16 protein-coding genes are annotated in these 19,286 nt (G+C 40.8%); 10 read left to right on the forward strand and 6 right to left on the reverse strand.

The window, feature by feature from the left end:
- On the reverse strand, nucleotides 1–541 hold a 541-nt coding region (locus tag P9B04_RS23335; RefSeq protein ID WP_342057354.1), incomplete at its 3' end, for a dienelactone hydrolase family protein.
- A 97-nt stretch (nucleotides 542–638) separates the two neighbouring features.
- Between P9B04_RS23335 and P9B04_RS23340 the strand changes: the two genes are divergently transcribed.
- The gene (locus P9B04_RS23340) at nucleotides 639–1,982 is read left to right on the forward strand and encodes a GTP-binding protein (RefSeq protein ID WP_342057355.1); all 1,344 of its coding nucleotides are present in this window, start codon (nucleotides 639–641) and stop codon (nucleotides 1,980–1,982) included.
- A 124-nt stretch (nucleotides 1,983–2,106) separates the two neighbouring features.
- On the opposite strand, the gene P9B04_RS23345 is transcribed toward P9B04_RS23340, so the two are convergent.
- The 4 genes from P9B04_RS23345 to ndhN form a co-directional block, all read right to left on the reverse strand.
- Nucleotides 2,107–4,575, reverse strand: coding sequence for a hybrid sensor histidine kinase/response regulator (locus P9B04_RS23345; RefSeq protein WP_342057356.1), 2,469 nt, complete (start codon nucleotides 4,573–4,575; stop codon nucleotides 2,107–2,109).
- A gap of 123 nt (nucleotides 4,576–4,698) precedes the next feature.
- Complete coding sequence (locus P9B04_RS23350; RefSeq protein WP_342057367.1) at nucleotides 4,699–5,619, reverse strand: bifunctional riboflavin kinase/FAD synthetase; 921 nt, start codon at nucleotides 5,617–5,619, stop codon at nucleotides 4,699–4,701.
- Between the two features lie 85 nt (nucleotides 5,620–5,704).
- Nucleotides 5,705–7,177 (reverse strand): glycogen synthase GlgA, encoded by a 1,473-nt coding sequence (gene glgA, locus P9B04_RS23355; protein WP_342057357.1) that lies wholly within the window; start codon nucleotides 7,175–7,177, stop codon nucleotides 5,705–5,707.
- A gap of 238 nt (nucleotides 7,178–7,415) precedes the next feature.
- Nucleotides 7,416–7,892: an NAD(P)H-quinone oxidoreductase subunit N gene (gene ndhN / locus P9B04_RS23360; protein WP_342057358.1), complete on the reverse strand. Its 477-nt coding sequence runs from the start codon at nucleotides 7,890–7,892 to the stop codon at nucleotides 7,416–7,418.
- A gap of 198 nt (nucleotides 7,893–8,090) precedes the next feature.
- Here ndhN and P9B04_RS23365 point away from each other — a divergent pair, with 198 nt between their 5' ends.
- The 8 genes from P9B04_RS23365 (at nucleotide 8,091) to P9B04_RS23400 (ending at nucleotide 15,369) form a co-directional block, all read left to right on the forward strand.
- The gene (locus P9B04_RS23365; RefSeq protein ID WP_008276509.1) at nucleotides 8,091–8,207 is read left to right on the forward strand and encodes a photosystem II reaction center protein I; all 117 of its coding nucleotides are present in this window, start codon (nucleotides 8,091–8,093) and stop codon (nucleotides 8,205–8,207) included.
- A 132-nt stretch (nucleotides 8,208–8,339) separates the two neighbouring features.
- Nucleotides 8,340–10,793: a DUF3769 domain-containing protein gene (locus tag P9B04_RS23370; protein ID WP_342057359.1), complete on the forward strand. Its 2,454-nt coding sequence runs from the start codon at nucleotides 8,340–8,342 to the stop codon at nucleotides 10,791–10,793.
- A gap of 81 nt (nucleotides 10,794–10,874) precedes the next feature.
- Nucleotides 10,875–11,123, forward strand: coding sequence for a 30S ribosomal protein S16 (rpsP, locus tag P9B04_RS23375; protein ID WP_342057360.1), 249 nt, complete (start codon nucleotides 10,875–10,877; stop codon nucleotides 11,121–11,123).
- Nucleotides 11,116–11,535: a KH domain-containing protein gene (locus P9B04_RS23380; protein WP_342057361.1), complete on the forward strand. Its 420-nt coding sequence runs from the start codon at nucleotides 11,116–11,118 to the stop codon at nucleotides 11,533–11,535. The genes rpsP and P9B04_RS23380 overlap by 8 nt, the downstream gene beginning before the upstream one ends.
- A complete protein-coding gene (locus P9B04_RS23385) occupies nucleotides 11,535–12,803 on the forward strand; it encodes a lipid-A-disaccharide synthase (protein WP_342057362.1) in 1,269 nt (422 codons plus the stop codon). Before P9B04_RS23380 ends, P9B04_RS23385 begins: the two co-directional genes overlap by 1 nt.
- Nucleotides 12,804–12,878: 75 nt before the next feature.
- Nucleotides 12,879–13,307 (forward strand): hypothetical protein, encoded by a 429-nt coding sequence (locus tag P9B04_RS23390; protein WP_342057368.1) that lies wholly within the window; start codon nucleotides 12,879–12,881, stop codon nucleotides 13,305–13,307.
- Nucleotides 13,308–13,626: 319 nt separating this feature from the next.
- Nucleotides 13,627–15,111 (forward strand): cobyric acid synthase CobQ, encoded by a 1,485-nt coding sequence (cobQ, locus tag P9B04_RS23395; protein WP_342057363.1) that lies wholly within the window; start codon nucleotides 13,627–13,629, stop codon nucleotides 15,109–15,111.
- A gap of 18 nt (nucleotides 15,112–15,129) precedes the next feature.
- The gene (locus P9B04_RS23400) at nucleotides 15,130–15,369 is read left to right on the forward strand and encodes a 2Fe-2S iron-sulfur cluster-binding protein (protein WP_342057364.1); all 240 of its coding nucleotides are present in this window, start codon (nucleotides 15,130–15,132) and stop codon (nucleotides 15,367–15,369) included.
- Between the two features lie 103 nt (nucleotides 15,370–15,472).
- Here the strand turns inward: P9B04_RS23400 and P9B04_RS23405 are convergent, their stop codons facing one another.
- Nucleotides 15,473–16,297 (reverse strand): DUF4422 domain-containing protein, encoded by an 825-nt coding sequence (locus P9B04_RS23405; protein ID WP_342057365.1) that lies wholly within the window; start codon nucleotides 16,295–16,297, stop codon nucleotides 15,473–15,475.
- A 568-nt stretch (nucleotides 16,298–16,865) separates the two neighbouring features.
- On the opposite strand from P9B04_RS23405, the gene P9B04_RS23410 reads away from it, so the two are divergent.
- On the forward strand, nucleotides 16,866–19,286 hold a 2,421-nt coding region (locus P9B04_RS23410; protein ID WP_342057366.1), incomplete at its 3' end, for a calcium-binding protein.

Raw genomic sequence — 19,286 nt, forward strand, 5'->3', positions numbered from 1 at the left:
ATGTTTGGCCTAAGTTTTCGCAGCGAGTGACCCCTGGCTTTTTGAGAAGATACTGATAAGCTAAGGAAAGATTATTTTTCAGGCGATCGCTATTATTTCTGGCATCGGTGACTAATTCTCTGGCTTTTTCTGGAGTTTCGGCCACTTCTCCCCCGTACATATCCACTGCTAAGGCGGTGTAACCTTCTGCTGCAATTTTACGGGTCATGGCTTTGATATTATCGTTGAGTCCCCACCATTCGTGGATAACAATGACAGCAGGTAAGGGGCGATCAGCTTCTGTGGGAAAGGCGAGATAACCTGCGATCGCTTCTCCTTCTATTGTGCCGTAGGTTACCATCTCTGCACTAACGGGATCGTCTTCTGTTGGTGCTTGCGCTAATATATCTGTAGGAATAGGGCTTTCCTGATGATGGACTTCCCACATATAGTTTACATAGTCGTCTTGAGGGGGTAACTGTGTATCCGTGACAAAGAGGTTAGATTGCCAGCCCATTACTACTAAAAAAGTTCCTAAAACCAGTGCAATAAATAAACGCATATATATCGATGGTTAACAACTTTTTTAAGGTATCATAATTTTAAAAAATTGGCTTTCATAGCTTATCCATTTTTTAATTATTAATTCTCCATTAACTTTGGCTAAACAAGACACCCATCTCCAACAAACTCGTGCTAGTCTTCAACAAGCTTTATCTTGGTACACTAGCATCCGCCGTCATTGGAATTATCCTCCAGATCTAGAGCTTCAAGCCGCAGTAAAACAAGATTTACAAGCTTTGAAAGCTTCTCTTGAAAAAGTAGAAAACAATCTGATTAAAATTGCTACATTTGGCTTAGTTAGTCGAGGAAAATCTGCTGTAATCAATAGTTTAATGGGTGAAAATATTCTAGAAAGTGGACCAATTCATGGCGTAACTAAATGGCCTCAATCTGTTTATTGGACTCCTGCCAACAGTGACCTCAAGGTTGAGTTTATTGATACTCCTGGATTAGACGAAATAGACGGAAAAGAGCGGGAGATAATGGCGCGAAATATTGCTAACGAAGCTGACTTAATTTTATTTGTTATTTCTCAGGATATTACTCGTACTGAGTATACGGCTTTTTTGAACTTAAAGAAAGCTTTAAAACCGATTATTTTAGTTTTCAATAAAATTGATCTCTATCCCCACAAGGATGTTCAAACTATTTACCAACAATTGCAGAAAATAGGTAAAGACCATAATATAGAGCAGAAATCATTGATATCTCCTGAAGATATTGTTAGGGTAGCGGCTGCTCCTAAATCCATACCTGTTTTAGTTAAATATCCCGATGGAAAAACGTCACAAGAGTGGGAATCTCCACCACCACAAATCGATGAATTAAGAAACAAAATTTTAACTATTTTAAATCAAGAAGGAAAATCTTTATTGTGTTTAAATTCTTTGCAAAAAGCTAAAAAAGCAGAAGAAAGTATTGCTAAAAAAACCATAGAAAATAGAGAAGAAAAAGCAGAAGAAATCATCTGGAAATATATTAAATATAAGTCCGTAGCAATTGCTATTAATCCTATTGGCATTCTTGATATTATGGCAGGAAGTGTTACAGATTTAATGTTAATTCGTTCATTAGCTAGATTATACGGATTGCCAATAACTAATCACGAAGCAGGGAAATTATGGCGTAAAATTTTGTTAAGCTCTGGAGGTCTTCTAGTAGCACAAATTGCGACAAATTTAATCTTAGGGTTAGGGAAAACAGCATTAGCTGCGTCAAGCTTTCTGGAAAATCCTGCTATTTTAACGACCTATGGGAGTACCGCTATTTTACAAAGTGGATTAGCTGCTTACGGTACTTATATTATCGGTAAAGCTGCACAAGAATATTTAGAAAAAGGGTGTAGTTGGGGAAATTTGGGACCAAGTATGGTGATAAAAAACATTATTAATCAAGTCGATCCTAATACTATTATTTATCGCTTACAAATAGATGAGTAATTTGAGTTCGGAGTTGGGAGTTCGGAGTTCAGTATTAAGTCTTTCTCGACAAGATAAAGAAATAGAAATTATCCCTACATCCTAACCTTACTAACACTTGATTACACAGGTGCAAGATATGAGTTTAAGCATCATTTTTACCTATTAAATCAATAACAGCATTGATTAAAGTATCATCATGAAAACTACTTTTTGTCAGATAATAATCCGCACCTACTTCTAAACCTTGTAGGCGATCCGCTTCTCGATCTTTATAAGAAACAATAATAACAGGAGTAGATCTAAGTTGAGGATTATTCTTAATATTATGAACCAATTTAATTCCATTCATACGAGGCATATCAATATCACTAATAACTAAATCATAGTTACCAACACGAACAGCGTTCCATCCCTCCATTCCATCCACTGCAACATCAACCTGATATCCTTGATTTTCTAACAACTTCCTCTCCATCTCTCTGACTGTAATCGAATCATCAACCACTAAAATATGTTTACTAGATTGATGCCACTTCCTTTCCTCTTGAGTTTTAACATGATTAATAGAAATATTAGCCAAAATTTTATCAAGAGAACGTACTAAGTCTAAAACATCAAGAATCAGGATTGGTGAACCATCTTCTAGTAAAGCCGCCCCAGTAATATCTTGAACCTTACCCAAGCGAGGATCTAAGGGACGAACTACTAAACTTTTTTCCTCTAAAAAACGATCAATAACTAAACCGTAACGATTCATTTGATCGCTAACAACAATAACAGATAAAGGTTCTGTTGGGGGAGAATTTGAACTTAACTCTAAAACTTGTTCAGCCCTAACCAAGCCAATATTTTGATTATTCAACATAAAATACTGTCGATTTTCAACAGAATAAATCTCATCAAAACTCAGGTTCAAAATTTGATCGATTCGAGAGAGGGGAAACGCATAGGGTTCTCCTGCAATTTCCACTAATAAAGTACGAATAACCGATAGAGTTAAAGGCAGTTGAAAATGGAAATTCATGCCCTTTCCTGGTTTAGAAACAGCCTGAAGATTTCCCCCTACTTCTTGAACCATAGTCTTAGCAATATTTAAACCCACACCTCTGCCAGAAATTTCTGTGACTTGATTGGCAGTTGAAAAGTTAGGTAAAAAAATGAATTCCATTAACTCACTCTCGCTTAATTGCTGAGACATTTCCTCTGGAACTAAACCCTTTTTAACAATAGATTCCCGTAATTTATCTAAACAGATACCTTTTCCATCATCAGAAATGGTAATAGAGAGCATCCCGAAACGATGATTTGCCTCTAAATTTATTGTTCCTTCTGGGGGTTTTCCTGCCGCAACTCTTTCATCAGGAAACTCGATCCCGTGATCAATAGCATTACGCAAAATTTGCGTTAGGGGGGCTTCTAATTTTCTCAAAATATCTCGATCCACCATGGTGAATTTGCCCACGATCTCTAACTTAACTCGTTTTTTCAATTGTCTGGCCAAATCCCTAACCATACGGGGAAAACTACTCACCCCTTCTTCAAAAGGACGCATATGAGTAGCAATAACTTCTCGATATAAGCGATCAGATAAATTGAAAGAACGATAACTAAACTGTTCTAAAGCATTTAAGCGATCGTTGAGAACTTCCCGACACTCTCGCTCTTTATGAATCAAGTCACTCAAATAGTTTTCTACTTCTGTTGATATAGAAGTTTGCAGTAAGTTAACTTGTAATTGTTCTAATAATTGTGATAATTCTAGTTGATTTTTTTTTAAACTTAAAAAAGACTCAGATAGAGGAACCAAAGCTGTTGCGTCCACTAAAGATTCTCCTGCTAAACCCATGAGACGGTTTAAATTATCTGTACTAACCCTGACAAATCGATCCTTAGAACTCATCATCCCTGAAGCAGTCATCAAAGATGCATTGGAGGTGCCATTTTCTTGATCCATGCTAGAGTCACTGGCGGCTAAGCCATCAAAGTCTCCTATGGACTCTTGTTCCTCCTCCATCCAACTAATTATCTGTTCGGTTTCTGATGATTCTTCCTCTACAAAAGTAGGAGGACTGTTGCTATCTGAATCGAATAAAATTTCTTCTTCGTCTTCAGGAAAAACATCGTCTAAGGATAAATCGAACTCAGGGGAAGGTTGCTCTTCTTCTGGTTGAGGATTTTGAGGATTCATGATTTTAGCAATAGCCTCAACAATCTCCTCGGCGTTGGATTCTTGTTGCTCTAGCCAACTGTTAAATTCATCCTGTTCAACTTCTCTGATAGATTGTAAAAAGTCCACTCCTCGTAAGAGACAATCGATATGATCTGGGGTAATGGTGATAGTTCGCTCCGTAGCAGCCATAAAGCAGTCTTCCATCGCATGAGCAATTTTTACTGCTGGTTCAATTTGTACAATCCTGGCCGCCCCTTTAATGGAGTGGGAAGCTCGCATAAGGCCTTCTAATAGGGAAAGAGAGCCTTTGGCATCTGGAGAGTCTTGCAGTTGGTTTTCTAGGGTGAGCAGGTTATCGTTGAGAATTTCTCCTTGGGTTTCCACTTCCAAGCTAAACAGATCTAATACGGAAAAATCGCTTAAGTCCATTTTATCTTTCACGGCTTACCTCCCGAAAAATACTGTGAACAACCTTTTAGATAATTTATTACTCTCTTACAATGTTCCCCACTATCCACATAAACTCGTAAATAGTTGTAAATTGTTACATGGATTAACCTATTATCATTCTAGTATTCGACGGGCGACAATACAGTCTTCCATAATCTGTTTTTGCAGAGCATTTAAGGAGGGGAATTTTTGTTCAGGTCGTAAAAACTTTTCTAAGTGAACCCTCAAAAACGTTCCATAAAGGTCCCCTGACCAATCTAATAGATGCACTTCTACTGTGGGAAGTTGACCCTTTACCGTTGGGCGACTGCCAATATTGATTACTCCGTTGATGACTTCTTGTGTGGCTAAAATAACCCGCACACCATAAACCCCAAAACGGGGTAATAATTTATCTGAAGGAACCTGTAAGTTAGCGGTAGGAAAGCCGATGGTTCTGCCAAGTTGTTGTCCTTTGACCACTATTCCTTCCAATGAGTAGGGATAACTCAACATCTCCCTCGCTTCTGCCACATCCCCAGCGGCTAAACATTGCCGAATTCTGGAACTGCTGATGCGTAAACCGCTATCTTCCCCTATTCTAGATTGCAATTTGGTAATGTGAGCAGAAATGCCCCAAGTTTGAGCTACTTTTTCCAGTGTCTCGGCGTTGCCCTCTCTTCCTTTGCCAAAGCGAAAGTCCTTCCCGACGCTGATGTATTTGACGTTCAACTTGCGAACTAAAATATCTTCGATGAAGGCTTGAGGACTGAGGTTTGCTATGGCACCATCGAAGGGTAAACGGACTAATTGTCTAATTTTGAGAGACTCTAATATTTTCACCTTCTCGTCGAGAGGGGTTAATAATTGTCTCGTTTCACCGCTAAAAAATTCTTGAGGATGGGGGGTAAAGCTGACAAGGGTGGGGATATAGTCTCCCCCAAGTTCTGTGATCGGTTTGAGAACTTTTCGATGTCCCAGATGGATACCGTCAAAATTACCTAAAGCTATAGCAGTGGGGGTTTTAACGTTGCTAGTTGATGATGTTACCCACACATTGACTCCAATATTCCTCACTAGAAAATAAAACACTCCTGTCATAACCTGATTTAGTTATAACAGGAGACAACATCAACAGCAATTAGACTTTGATTTTTTCATAAACTTCCACATACTGTTCAACAGGTTGTCGCCAAGAATAGTCACAACGCATTCCTTGGATGGCTAATTGATTGAATGCTTTGCGATCGGTGTACCATAACTCTAGGGGACGGTGCATAGCTGATTCTAAGGCAGTGACATCGGTTTGATAGAAGACAAAGCCATTACGTTCTTCGGGGAGATGGGTTTCGTCGTAGTCGTAGTCAAACACAGTATTGACTAAACCCCCTACACCACGAACAATCGGTACAGTTCCGTATTTTAGGGCGATCATTTGTGTTAAGCCGCAGGGTTCGTAGTTACTGGGAACCACCATCATGTCTGCCCCTGCATAGATAAGGTGGGATAACTCTTCGTTAAAACCTAGTTCTAGATGAACGTCGGGATGATCGTTTAAACGATTTTTTGTCTGCCAAAAGAGATTCTTGATAGCGTCAGAAGTGGCCGATCCCAATAGAACAAATTGCGCGCTCCGTCTCAGGGCGTATTCTAGGGCGTGATGGACTAAACCCACTCCTTTTTGGTCATCCAGACGACCAACATAGGCGATGATCGGTCTATCTTTTTCTTCTAACCATAACCGTTCTCGTAACCCTTTTTTGTTATAAGCTTTTAATTCAAAATCTTCTGGGCCAAACGGCATAGAAATATACTCATCTAGTTCTGGGTTCCAAACTTTATAGTCTAAACCGTTGAGAATACCTTTAAACTTATCCTCATGAACATAGAGGGTATGACCCAAACTATACCCCTCGTTACCAAAACGAGCTTCCCAAGCATGATGGGGGGAGACAGTGTTCACTGCATTAGAGTAAACAATGCCTGATTTCATAAAGTTAATGTGATTGGGGAGAGTGTTATCTTTCAGGCGATCAGGACTCATATAATAACTGTCATTATCTAACTGAACCGCCCGTAAAATATCAACACTACCTCCCCCTTGATGTTTAAAATTATGGATGGTATAACAAACCCTTTGGCTGTCCATCCCTCTATATTTATACTGTTCAAATAACATTACAGGTAGTAGTCCCGTTTGCCAGTCGTGGCAGTGGACAATCTCAGGACGCTTACTAGTAACACACATATATTCTAAAACCGCTCTACTAAAGAAAGCAAAGCGTAAGTTGTCATCATTGTCTCCGTAATATTTGCCTCGGTTAAAGAAACTCTCATTAGAATGGGGTTCGATAAAGAAGCAGTTAAGTCCATGAACCTTGCCACCGAATACTGTACAGTGAATGGAACCCCCTCCCCAAGGCACCCACAAATCATTATAGTCTTCGTGTAATCCCCAAATATGGTCATAACGCATACAATCGTATTTGGGAAGAATAACATCTACAGTATGACCCTGGTTTTCGAGTTCGCGACTTAGCCCGAAAACAACATCACCCAGTCCCCCTGCCTTGATGACGGGGGCGCATTCCGAGGCTACTTGGACAATATACATAATGACCTTCTACTTTGATCCCTCTTTAGTTATATTAGCTATTGTATCAATTCTTAATATGCTACAAGCAATGTGTCAACTCATTTAAAGAGACACAACATTCCATAGTGACAACACTATTTAGCGTGATTAAGAAATCATAGTCATAATAATACCTGAGTTTGATGCCATAAATTGATGAGTTTTTAGCGCAGCTTCTACTAACAACTTTTCTTAGTTTCGACGCTAGCCAATTATCCTATGCTACTTTAATTAAATCTTCTAAGGGTTGCCAACGGAAATACCGTTCTCCTCCTAACTCAACCACAACTTTAAGGCGAGGTTCTTGTTGAGGTAAACCAACTAAATATTCTAATTCAGCTTTAGACAGGATATAACCCTCTATAATCCATAATACTAACCCTTTTGATGAAGCAGGTAAGCTTTCAAGTTGATAAGCTGCCATAGGTTGGACAAAATAAACGTCTCCCACTGCAGCATCTTGACCAATATTTTTTTTACCTAAATGGGGAGGTCGTACTCCATGAACCCCCATCAAATAAGCACTTACATCCCCTAATCCTCTAGCGGATAGAGAGAAGCTATCGTAGCCATTAGTACGTAAGCGTCGCTGATAGCGTCCCTCGTATCCCCCTTCTAAGGGAGCATAAACCCCTAATGCACCTGACTTTTCAAGCGCGCGAACAAATCCTTTACCTGTGGTAAGCAGTGCCATTGAATTAAATAAGATGATTATGTAAACAAATATTTTTACAATTATACTATTTCATAAACCCTTTCAATTCAACTTAATCTAGTGCTTAATTCCGGTGACTTCATTAATCCAAGACAAAAAGCCCATCTATGGGTTAAAGTCAGATAAGAACTATTAACATTTGTTAGGGATTGATCCCCGTAAGGAGAACAGAATACTATGCTAACCTTAAAAATCGCTGTTTACATTGTCGTAGCCTTCTTCATTTCGTTGTTTGTTTTTGGTTTTCTGTCGAGTGACCCAACTCGTAACCCCGGACGCAAGGACTTTGAATAAGCTCAAATCTAGCTATGTTAAGTTAGGTGAGTAAAACGATAGGGGCGAGATCCAACTCGTCCCTGTTCCATCTCATTTGATCGCGCTGCAGGTAGCCACTAAACCCTTGAGCTTGATGCTATCAATCCAAAGATGCCCCCATTCGTTCCACCACCTAATCCCCCTGCCCAAATCCAAGCGATAGCTTTTTTTCAGGGAGAAAAGCCACCCGTCTCCATAACTAATGATCTCGAGACATCCCAAGAAATTCCCAGTGGGAAGGTTTTCTTGGCTCAATTAACTTCTGAGTCAGGACATATCCCCATAACGGTTCCACAGCAGGAAGAGGTCTACAGTAACCCCCCTGATGTGGTGGAATTCTATTTATCGCCACCAGACAAAATTCAGGACCAAGAAACTACCTCTCCTCTAACAACTGGTGAACAAACCGCTGATCTATTGGGTGATCCCATCAGTACAGGAAACCTGGGATCATCAAAGTCGTCTCTCTCCATCTCCGACGACACCACAGAGGTTCCCGAAATGATCCAGTTGAAGGGGGAAAACGATAAAGTTAGCCGTTTGTTGCTCAAACCTAGAGACAACAACGGGAAACCCCAGGAACTATCAATTACACCATCCCCCACTTTGGCCCAGGGAGAAATAGAAAACCTCGATTCAATACCAACAGAGGCCCTAGGAGTTGTAGAATTGGTATCCGATCGCCAGGAATACGACGCAGAAAGGGAGGTTGTTTTCGCAGAGGGAAGAGTTATCATGCGCTTTGCCAGCGGCGTTTTATTAGCCGATCGCCTTTGGATTAACCTTCCCGATCAATTCGCCGTAGCAGAAGGGAATGTGGTTCTAGACAGGGGAGAACAAACCCTACGGGGAGAAAGGTTCGAGTATTATTTTGTCCAAGATAGTGGGATCATTTTCAAGGCCAATGGGGAGATTTATCAACCCAGCACAGGGCAGGACTTTTCTCCTACCCTACCTACCTCTGTGGATAACAACCTAATTCCTAATCAAACCCTTAACGAACGATTGGCCTTACAACAACCCCTACAAAGGATTACTCAAGCTCAGGGGATCAGCTACTCCTTTGGTGTGTCCTTTGGAGAAGAGAATTTTGGTGGTAATAACGGACAAGGAACTGGAGGACAAATTAACCGCCTCCGCTTTGAAGCAGAGCGTATGGAGTTCGATGCCGACGGTTGGGAGGCCACAGATGCTCGTTTAACTAACGATCCTTTTTCTCCCCCGGAAGTAGAAGTACGGGCAGAAACTGCTACCTATCGCAATATCGCCCCGTTAGTGGACGAACTAAAGCTAACCAATTCTAGGGTAGTGCTAGATCAAGCTAACTCCTTTCCTACCCAAGATCGCCTGATTTTTGATCGGCGCGATCGCCAACCTGGGGTAATTGGTTTTGGTTTCGATGATCGGGATCGAGGTGGTTTTTTTGTAGAACGGGGATTTAATGTAGTTGACACCGATACCGTCAGTTGGCAAGTAACCCCTCAATATTACTTACAAAAAGGAATTTCACCGGAAGGACTCACAGTTGACGATCGCAATACGGACTTATTCGAGGAAGATAAAGACGATATCGACGCAGTCAGCCCTCCTACCTTCGGTTTTGTGAACGAGTTTAACGCTAACTTGAGTCCCCAAACCACCTTTTTTTCCAGAACTTCCCTAACCAGTCTAGAATTTGGAGATATTGAGGATCGTCTGCGGACAAAAACCTTTGTACAGTACCGTCTGGGTCAACCTGCAAGACCCTATGACCTAAGATTTGAATACAACTATCGCGATCGTCTTTTTAACGGTTCTTTGGGCTTTCAAACCGTTCGTAGTAGCCTAGGATTACTGGTAGTTTCTCCTCAGATTCCCATCGAGGACACGGGAATACAACTGAGCTACCAAGGATCGATTCAAACCGTCAACGCCGATACCGATCGCGCCAGTCTCTTAGATGCAAATTCGGACGATCGCCGGGTCAGTTTAGCTAGATTTCAAGGGGCGGCTTCTGTAAATAAGCCTTTCTTACTTTGGTTCGGGGAAGCTTTACCCCCTACCCCAGAAGAAGGCTTAAAATATACCTCTACCCCCGTTCTGCCCTATTTAGTTCTCTCTACCGGGGTAACTGGTGTCACTAGTCTCTATGGTAATGGGGACTCTCAACCGTCTATTTCCGGCACCATTGGCTTATCGGGACAAATTGGTAATTTTTCCCGACCTTTCTTGGACTACACAGGGTTTAATCTTAGCTTCAGTCAAGGGTTGCGCGGAGATCCCTCGCCGTTTTTGTTCGATCGCTTTGCCGATTTAAAAACCCTCAACTGGGGTATTACTCAGCAACTGTACGGGCCTGTGCGGGTTGGGGTTCAGAGTGCGTATAATATCGATACAGACCAGGAAATCAACACCGATCTGTACGTTGAATACAATCGGCGAACCTATAGCATTCTCTTACGCTATAATACGGTACTAAAAGTGGGGTCAATATCTCTACGCATTAGCGACTTTAACTGGGGAGGTAACCCCGGTCCATTCGATGGAACAGGTATCCGTCCTGTTATCCAGGGTATTCCTCGTTAGGGATAAAAGATCATGGTACAATAAGGAGTTCGAGCTAAACAAAAAACAACCAAGACAAAATCAGGAGTCAAAAGAAGCGAAATGATTAAGCTAAGACTAAAAAAATACGGCAAAAAACGAGAAGTTAGTTATAGAATCGTTGCCATTAATAGTGCCAGTCGTCGGGATGGTCGTCCCCTGGAAGAACTAGGATTTTATAACCCTAGAACCGATGAAACTAGACTCAACGTTCCAGCAATTGTCACTCGCCTCAAACAAGGGGCCCAACCTAGCGATACGGTACGAAGCATCCTGGCAAAAGCAAAAGTATTTGAACAAGTTAATGGTTAAATCGATTGATACCTCTAATTTATCCTCTTCTCTCCCCCCCAATTATCTGAAGTTGATCGCATTTTTAATAGAGCCTTTGTTGGAATCTCCAGACTCCCTCAAATTTGATTGCGAAGAAGTCCCCAGTACAAAACGAGTTTGGATTAGATTGGCGGTTGACGAAGGAGATAAAGGACGGGTCTATGGAAGAGGAGGACGTAATATACAGTCCATACAAACGGTTTTAGCGACCGCAGCTAAACAGATGGAACAAACCCTATATCTGGAAATTTACGAAGAATCAGGGGAAAATGACCGCTCAGGGGGCTATCATCGACGCTCTGAGTCCAATCGGCGATTTGTCCGTCGTCGTTCTCGTTCCCAAAGTCAAACTCCCCCTAAACTTTCCCTTCGTTCTCGTTGGCAAGAATAATGAATCCCGTTGACGTTGTTATCCTCTCCAACGGACCAGGGGAAATCACCACCTGGGTTCGACCTGTGGTTAAGGCGTTGAGAAAACAGTTGGGGGATGACTCAACCCAAATCCGAATTTCTGTGATGTTATCTCCTTGTCCCCACAGTACCGGACAAGAGGCCTCCATTGCTCGTCGTTATCCCGAAGTGAACCGGGTTCAATCTAGTGAATCTTTTTTTCCTTTTTTATTAGGAGGAAAAACCGTCGATAATTGGGATTGGCGACCACAAGGGGTTGTCTTATTCTTGGGAGGAGACCAGTTTTACGCTCTGATGATTGGAAAACGCTTGGGATACCGCACTGTAATTTATGCTGAATGGGAAGCCAGATGGTACCGTTGGCTAGACTATTTTGCAGTGATGAATCAAAGGGTAGTGGAGGCTATTCCACAGTCCTATCGACACAAACTAGGGGTGGTTGGGGATTTAATGGCGGATTTTTCACCGGCATCGTTAAATTTTGTCGAGATGGCCACTAAACCAGTTATCGGCATTTTGCCGGGGTCGAAAGCAGGAAAATTAACCCAGGGAGTCCCTTTGTGTTTAGCTATTGCTGAGTGGGTTTATCGACAGCATCCCCAAACCCGTTTTATTCTACCCATAGCACCAACTATAGATATAGAAACATTAGCTCGCTTCGCTGACCCCGAATATAACCCTTTTGTGATGACAATGGGAGGGGTGAAGGGTGACTTGAGACAAGAAGGGAAAAAATATTATCTGGAAACAAAAACAGGCTTGAAAGTCGAACTAATTGGTCAATTTCCTGCCCATGAGTACCTAAAGCAATGTTGTTTAGCTTTAACGACAGTGGGGGCGAATACGGCAGAACTAGGGGCTTTAGGTATCCCCATGATTGTCCTTCTGCCAACCCAACAGTTGGATGCTATGCGAACTTGGGACGGTATACCTGGTATTTTAGCTAATTTACCCTTAGTGGGTAGTCAGTTGGCGAAAGTAATCAACGCAAGAGTGGTGAAAACTGGGCGTTTATTTGCTTGGCCGAATATTTGGGCAAAGGAAGAAATTGTGCCGGAATTGAGAGGAGAATTAGAACCCGAGCAGGTGGCACAGTTGGTATTAGATTGGTTGCAAAATCCTTTAAAATTAAATCAAATTCACCATCGTTTACTGGAAGTTAGGGGAAAACCCGGTGCTGCGCAAAAAATTGCTGACATTGTTCGGCAACAGTTGCAATGGGATACAAAACATTTGAATAAATCCTAATCTATAGTTTTTCTTCCATAGAATTCTGGAGGAAAACGTTAGCATAGAATCAGGTGCAAAATGTCAGTAAAATCTATGACTATGGCTTCCAACGAACAGGTTAAACAATACCTTGCCCATTGGTTTCAACTGGGTAAGGGAGTCGTTTGTCCTAAACGACAGGAGAGGATTCAACCTCAAGTCATCTTTAGAGAACATCACTATTCGGGAGAATTTGAACAATGCTGGCAAAAAATTCTGGGTAGCGAGGAGGATTGTTATTTAGAGGGAACAGATCAAACCATACAGCAATTATTAAGCCCTGCTTGGGAACTTATGGACTGTCCTCGTTGCCGCTTACCTGTTCCCATAACCGTCGCGGGAGTCGCTTCCCCCATGTGTATCTGTTTTGATTTATCGAATTGGCCTAACGAGGAATTGCCATCTCCGAGAATACCCACCAATAGTAACACCCATTTACATGGCTTACTACAACGATTACAAGAAAAAGAAAACTCTAAGTAAATTGTAAGTTGAACACAAGAGAAGTTGTAGAAAGTAAGTTTACAGCTATGTGTACATAGGTTTACACAGTTGACATTTATATCCGACCATAATCCATAATTTTGAAAACTGTTTTGCTGACATCTTGCACCAGCACAAGAAAACTTAATAATCAAAAACAAAACAGCGCACTAAGAGATAGGAATTCCCCCTAGACCATAACCCCACGAACACTTCATAACACAGGTGCAAGATATGAGTTTTGCGCCGAACTCATAGTGCAGTAAGAATGTCAAAATGGAAATATAGATTACTCACTGAATATAGGTCTAATTATTAAATGAGAGCCTTAATGGTGGTGGGAACAACTTCCCATGCCGGAAAATCCTTTATTACCACCGCAATTTGTCGGATTTTAGCCCGTCGGGGTTGGCACGTTACCCCCTTTAAGGGACAAAATATGGCATTAAATGCTTATGTTACCACCGGTGGGGGAGAAATTGGTTATGCTCAAGCGGTACAAGCTTGGGCTGCACAAATCAACCCTAGAGTAGAAATGAACCCTGTTTTACTCAAACCACAAGGGAATATGACTTCACAGGTTATTTTAGGGGGAAAAGTAGCAGGAATCACCACAGCAGCAGACTATTACGAAAAGTATTTTGAACGAGGTTGGGATATGATCACTCAATCCTTACAACGTTTAGCTGCAGAGTACGATTTTGTGGTTTGTGAAGGTGCCGGAAGTCCCGCCGAAATTAATCTTAAACATCGAGATTTAACTAATATGAGAGTGGCTAAATATCTCAATGCTCCTACTATATTGGTTGTAGATATCGATCGCGGTGGTGCTTTTGCTCATGTGGTGGGAACTCTACATTTGTTAGATGATTCAGAAAGAGCTTTAGTTAAAGGAATTGTGATTAATAAATTTCGAGGGCAGCGATCGCTTTTAGATTCAGGAATTGAGTGGTTAGAAAACTATACTGGGATTCCGGTTTTAGGGGTTATTCCTTGGCGAGATATTTCCTTTTCTTCAGAGGATTCTCTAGATTTATTAGAACGACCTACTAGAAGAAAAAACGACATTAATTTAACAGTTTTACGATTACCTCATATTGCTAATTTTACCGATTTTGAACCTTTGGATGCTGAAAAAACTGTCTCTTTAACTTACTTAGACTTAAATGATACTTTAGGACATCCCGATGCTGTAATTATCCCAGGATCAAAAACTACTATTAATGATTTAATGACTCTACATGAAACTGGGATGGTGAAAAAATTACAAAATTATGTGGCAGCAGGGGGTGTTGTTTTGGGAATTTGTGGTGGTTTCCAAATGTTAGGACAAATGGTCTTTGATCCTGATCAATTAGAAGGTAGCGATGTTTCTTATCGAGGACTAAACCTATTACCGATGGAAACAGTTATAACCCATGAAAAAATTGTCTGTCAACGTCAAACTTGTTCCGTTTATCCATACGCAGGATTTCCAATTACGGGATACGAAATTCATCAAGGGATTACTCGTTTATCTGAAAATACAAGTCAGCGCATCAGAACAACTATTCAACCTTTATTTGAAGACAGCAGTTTAGGGATTGTTAATAATAATCAATCTGTTTGGGGATGTTATTTACATGGTATTTTTGATAATGGAGCTTGGCGAAGAAGTTGGCTAAATTATCTTAGACACCGTAGAGGTTTGTCTTCTCTACCTACAGGAATTAGTAATTATAGGGAACAAAGAGAAGTTGTTTTAGATGAAATAGCCGATTTTATTGAAGAATTTGTTGATTTAAAACCATTGCTTAATAACTAATCACTTGAGGAATATTTTATGAAAGTTAAAGTACGATTTTTACCCGACGATGTTACCACAGAAGCTGAAGCAGGAGAACCTATGTTAGAAGTGGCAAAACGGGCAGGAATTACCATTCCCACCGGCTGTTTAATGGGGTCTTGTCATGCTTGCGAGGTAGAATTAGAAGACGGTACACCTCTTTGTGCTTGTATCAGTGCAATTCCTCGAGGGAGCGACTCTGTAACGATTAGTTTATACAGCGACTTGGGGTGGTAATTTGAATTACAAAACTGCTTCGATTATTACTATATTTTTGGGAATAGCTGCCACAATTTGGGAGTAATGAGAACACCTTGAAAGGGTTGGTATTGAGGAATCACTACCACCCCTTTCCACTCCATTGATGAGCTTCATTGGTTATGATTGAGCTTTCTAAGACACACCAATCAGAGGTAGCAATATGGAGCTTTTTATACCAAATCCAAAAATTAAATAATCGCTCAGACAAAAAAGCAAATACTCGTTTTTGATAAGGGGATTCAGGTAATTTAATTTCTGCTTCTAATCTAAATAAAATTTCAAATAAAAATTGACAATATTCCTCAAAAATCTCCCAACGAGTAACAAATAAATTATTCCAATACGCTTGACGACTATTCAAGAAAAATTCATGAGCCATAATCCCCATGTTATTATTCATCTCAGAAAGAATAGATAACATTCTCAAAAAAGGAGAACTAGGATGACAAGAAAAATATTGACCCATAAAACCACCAGGGGGTAAAGAATTAGGGTGAGGTAGTAAAATATCACTGTTTTCTAACGCTTCAGAAAAAGAGTTTTCATAACTGTCTTTTAGGGAACTGAATTGGTTAAACAAATCTACATCAGAAACTAAATGCCCTGAACCATAAGGTTTTAAGGAAATATTATTGATCCATTCACGTAAACAGTAAGGCATTAAATAACGACGATAATGACAAAAGCCAACCAAGGGACTTTGTAGATTTTTCCAAACATAATAGAAAGCAGTTAACTCCGAATAAGAAGAATTTTTATGGGCAATATTATCATCGATATTATCTCGGAAATTAGCAAAATTTTCTGAATTAGCTTTATCTCCAACTTGAATTAATTGAAGCCCAGGAACAGAAGGGAAATCAATTTTTTTGTGGGTAACACAGAATACATTTAACTTAGACATTGTGGCTTTGATGTTTTCAACTTCATTTGTCTACCACAATGCCTGAGATTTGGAGTAGAAACAATACAGAAAAGTTCAGGAATTCACACACCTGAACTTTTCTGTTTTAACGATTATACTGACATCTTGCATCAGTACATAAAAACTTAAATTAGTAAGCACTCAGCAGTTCCTCACTCCGTAGGGCGCGCTATCGCACAGCGTTCGGCTTTCATCTCTTAGCTGAAAGCGTTAAGCTTATGTTTAATCTCACTCACAGCATAAGATAGAGATTGATATGTTTCAACTGATGGCTGATAGCTGATAGCTGAACCCTTACAAACTAGCCAGTTTTATTGAAGGTGCAAGATGTGAGTTATAGCTATGTTTTTAATACCCTCGTATCCCTGGTATACCAAGGGTTTCCACCATACCGGAACTTTTCTGTGGAGAAGACCTGAATTTTTTCCTGAACTTTCCTGAATAAACCTGTATTTCTTCTGCTGGAGATTTGAAAGATATTAGGACTGTAAGCAAATGAAACCGCTTAGAGACAACAAACACTTAGTTAATTCAGGAGAAATTTATTATGAGTTCACATTCATCTCATCCCTTACCTAATGTTCCCCATGAACTTTTGAGCCTTGATCCTAACAACCCGACAACCTTGAATATAAGAGGAGACGGCAGTGATGAAGACTTAAGGTCTGGGGTACATTTGTCCTTTATTATGCAAGGAGGACTAGACCGTCGATACTACTATTTCCAAACCATTAATGGAGAAGGTGGAAACGATACTATAACTGGGGGTGTACTTAACGATACCCTTAACGGTGGAAGTGGGAACGATACCGTTAAGGGTGAAGGCGGCCATGATAGCCTAGATGGAGGAGAAGGAGAGGATAGCTTATATGGAGGAGACGGTGATGATACCCTTAAGGGTGGAAGTGGAGACTATGATGATTATCTCGATGGCTCAATTGGAAATGACTTCCTAGAAGGGCAAAAGGGTAACGACCAATTAAAAGGGGGTGCTGGCAATGATACTCTTTATGGTGGTTTAGGAAATGACTCTCTTTATGCTCATTATGCAGGTAATGACGGCTCAAGTAGCTACTATAACTATCTCAATGGTGGTTCAGGAAATGACTATTTAAGAGGGGGAGCAGGAAATGATACCCTAACTGGTGGGTCTGGTAACGATACTTTTGATGGTCGAGGTGGAAACGATGTCATTATCGAAAAGAGCAATACTAACTTTACCCTTACCAATAATTCCTTATCGGGACTGGGAACAGACACCTTTAGCAATATAGAAACAATACGCTTACAAGGAGGTTCAGGAGGTAATACCTTTATCAACAATGGTTATACAGGATTAAGTACCGTTGTCTATGATGGGGATGTACGTGACTTTACCCTTTTTGATAGCGGCAATCAAAACTGGAAGGTTCGAGACAAGGACGCTTCCAAAGATGGATCGGAAGGGTCAGATTTTATTCAGAACTTTGACCAGATTGCCTTTGAACATAGTAGCAATAGTAAAGTTAGTTCTGTTTTTAGTACAGCTTCTGGAATGACCACCATTGCGGCGATCGCTCATGGTGAGGGTGAAGAATACAGCATCCGAGGCAATGATTTTGGCTCTACCACCTATATGATTGGACTTGAGGGGTCGACAGATCCTATTTTTACCTTTGATGCCGAAAAATTAGGAGATTTCATCAACGAAATTACTTTACCGGATCAAGGAATTGAAGATGCTCGACTAGGGATGAATATTGCCTTAGATGTTATCGGTGCAGCGACTTCCCTGGTGCCTAAAGTGGACGATATTCTCTCAGCGGGAGTCAGTATTTTTCAAGAAATTGGTAACTATGGACTTGATAAAAAGCAGATTGAGGCTCAATATGCTGCCACTCGAGACGCTTTAGCTAAAGAAGAATACGCTGCGGATCAATGGATTAGTGCAACTTTTCCCAATCGCGATTTGATCACCATTGAAGATTTCCAAATAGGTGTTGACCAGATCATCTTACCTTCAATTCCCGACACTGCTGCCTCTAGTGTTTCTTACCAAATGACAGCAAGCGCAGGAGGAGTAACAGTTAGTATAAAGTTTGATGCAAACGACCCAGAAGACTTCCTCTTCATCAAGAATAATTACAGTGGAACAGGTAATGGCAATATTAGTGATGGTGAGTTTGCCGATTTAATCCTTGATATGGTGCAAGGAACAAATGCTCAAACTGATGGTTGGGGCCAACTGACGCAAACGGATTATAACGGAGGGACAATCTCCACCTTTAAACAAACACCTATTAGTAAGTCTCCCAATAATGCAACTCGTACAACCTTAGAAGGAACCTATGCAGGAGATATTATTTATGCACAAAACCTATCTAGCGAACTACAAAACGAGGAGTTTGGCGGTTCTTATGAAATGGTAGGTAAGTATGGCGATGATTTAATCAAAGGCCGTAACTATAACGATTACTTATTGGGTGGTTTCAATAGCGATGCAAGGGATACTCCTTTTGTTTACGATCATGATGGAAACGATATTCTTCAAGGAGGAGCTGGTAACGATACCCTAGATGGGGGTTCTGGTTGGGAAGATGCCCCCAATAACTCGACTCCCTATGAAAACACTGGAAACGATACCCTGGATGGTGGCCTTGGGAATGACGTACTTTACGGTCGAGATGGTGCTGATACCTTTGCCTTTATCTCTGCAAGAGATGACAATAACGATCCTACTTATGTTGTCGATGGCTTGACCGATACTATCAAGGATTTCAGTGTGAGGGAAGGGGATAAAATTGTTATCGAACCCCAATCTTATTACGATTCTTTTAATCAAGTTGGCTTTGACTACACCTACTCAGGAACCGACTTAACCCTAACAGTTTCTGGTCAAGATATTGCTGTCCTCGAAAATATTGCCAGTAGGAATGGGGAGCGACGCAAAAATGTCGCATCGACTAAATCTAGTCCAGGCAAGGGCTTG

The sequence above is a fragment of the Crocosphaera sp. Alani8 genome (assembly GCF_038442745.1).
In the GTDB taxonomy this organism is placed as follows: Bacteria; Cyanobacteriota; Cyanobacteriia; order Cyanobacteriales; family Microcystaceae; genus Crocosphaera.